Raw genomic sequence first — 2,040 nt, 5'->3', positions numbered from 1 at the left:
TTTTCCAAAAAAATTAAAGGCTTTACCTATACCCGTACAGCCAATCCGACTACTGCCGCTTTTGAAAAACGCATTGCCGCATTGGAAGGCGCAGAGCGCGCGGTAGCCACTTCGACCGGTATGTCCGCGATTCAGGCAGCGTTTTTTACCTTCTTGCAAGCCGGTGATCATGTTATTTCCAGCCGCAGCCTGTTTGGTACAACTGTCGGTTTCATCAATAACATCGTTACCAAGTTCGGCATCGAAGTCAGCCATGTATCGCCGGTTGATGTGGATGAATGGAAAGCTGCCATCAAGCCCAATACCAAACTGTTTTTCTTGGAAACGCCGTCCAACCCTTTGGGCGAAGTTGCCGATTTGGAAGCTTTAGCTGAACTGGCACACCGCATCGGCGCGCTTTTGGTGGTGGACAACAGTCTCTTGTCGCCAGCCGGTTCGCAACCTTTGAAACACGGTGCGGATATTTCCGTGTCTTCCGCAACCAAAGCCATTGATGGCCACGGCCGCGTGATGGGTGGCGTGTTGACCGGTTCGGATGAATTGATGACGCAAGTAGCCATGTATTGCAACTCTTGCGGTTTGGCGATGTCTCCGTTTAACGCATGGCAGCTGTTGAGCGGCGTGGAAACCTTGTCGCTGCGTATGGAAAAACAATACGACAATGCGCTGAAAATTGCACAATGGTTGAAAGAGCAGCTGCAAGTCCAAGCTGTGTACTACACCGGTTTGCCCGACCATCCGCAAGCCGAACTGATCCGCAAACAGCAAAATGGCGGCGGTATTGTGGTAGGTTTTGAAGTCGCAGACCAAGAAACGGCATGGAAAATCGTGGACGGCGTAGAGCTCTTTTCCCGTACTGCCAACCTCGGCGATGTGCGCTCGACCATCACCCATCCGTGGACAACCACGCACGGCCGGATGCAGCCTGAAGAAAAACTCGCCGCGAATATCCGCCCGGGCTTGATCCGCCTCTCTGTCGGTTTGGAACACATCGACGATTTGATTGATGATTTGCAACAAGCATTGAACAAATAATCTAAAAACAAATTTCAGACGGCCTTAAATTTTAATAGGCCGTCTGAAAGCAATTAAACACACATCTTAAGAATAAAAGGAAAAAAATAATGTCTGAAGCAGAATTCGCCTCATGGGCAATGAAAATCCTACTGAGTGGCCTGATTATCTTTTTGGGCTTTATCGTTTGGAACTTGGGTAAAGAATCCAAAGCCGGCAAATTCGGCATTGCCATGCTCTTCTTGGTTTTGGGCTTGGGTGTGTTTGGGTTCGTATTTAAAGAATTGCTGATTAGCTTTTTGGTATTGCCGAAGTAGGCAGGAAGTTTATTGATAGAACAAGGCCGTCTGAAAAAATGTTCAGACGGCCTTTTGATTTGATGTTTTAAATTACGCCCAATTCTTGCAAGCCGAGCAAGACGCCGTCTTCATCAACACTTGGGCAGACGAATTGTGCGGCAGATTTGGCAGCGTCTTCGCCATTGCCCATGGCAACACCAAAGCCGACGGTTGACAGCATTTCCAAGTCGTTGAAGCTGTCGCCGAATGCCATCACTTTGTTCATATCAATCCCCAGTTTTTCCACTGCGTGGGCGATGCCCCGTGCTTTTGAACCTTCTTTGCGCAGCAGGTCCACAGCATATTCATGCCAGCGGACGGATTTGAAGCCGTGTTGCTGGGTTAGCGGTTGCAGGATTTTTTCTTCTTCCTTATCCACAAAGACCAACATTTGATAAACAGGTTGTTTGCGGAAATATTCTTTGTCAGTCAGGAAGTTGGGCAGGATATGCGATAAGCCTTCGACAACGCGTGGCGAATGGGAGGAAACGGCAATTTCTTGGTTGTTGACAAAGGCGTAGTCTATTTTGTGTTGTTCAAGCAGGTTGATGGCGGTTTCGATGTCGGCAATGTCCAAGGGGTAGCTTTGCAGAGGTTCGCCGCGAAAGGAAATATATTGGCCGTTGATGGTAACGAGCATGTCGATACCGCATTCTTGAATCAAGGCTTTGACTTTGGCGGGAATGGC

3 protein-coding genes are annotated in these 2,040 nt (G+C 48.6%); 2 read left to right on the top strand and 1 reads right to left on the bottom strand.

Annotated elements, in window-relative coordinates:
* Positions 1-1,035: O-succinylhomoserine sulfhydrylase (metZ, locus tag ACTHS3_RS11990; RefSeq protein ID WP_440368037.1), on the top strand; the 1,035-nt coding region annotated here is incomplete at its 5' end.
* An 89-nt stretch (positions 1,036-1,124) separates the two neighbouring features.
* Positions 1,125-1,331, top strand: coding sequence for a DUF2788 domain-containing protein (locus tag ACTHS3_RS11985; protein ID WP_004521104.1), 207 nt, complete (start codon positions 1,125-1,127; stop codon positions 1,329-1,331).
* Between the two features lie 67 nt (positions 1,332-1,398).
* Here the strand turns inward: ACTHS3_RS11985 and ACTHS3_RS11980 are convergent.
* Positions 1,399-2,040, bottom strand: a 642-nt coding sequence (locus tag ACTHS3_RS11980; RefSeq protein ID WP_440368036.1) for a Cof-type HAD-IIB family hydrolase, incomplete at its 5' end; no start/stop codon positions are given.

The sequence above is a fragment of the Neisseria sp. P0009.S007 genome, from assembly GCF_051962515.1.
The sequence above is the reverse complement of the archived record's forward strand: the minus strand, read 5'-3'. Positions and strand labels throughout refer to the sequence as shown.

What these genes read in the sequence shown, in the direction of transcription:
- ACTHS3_RS11985 (WP_004521104.1), top strand. Translation starts at nt 1,125, where the DNA reads ATGTCTGAAGCAGAATTCGCCTCATGGGCAATGAAAATCCTACTGAGT.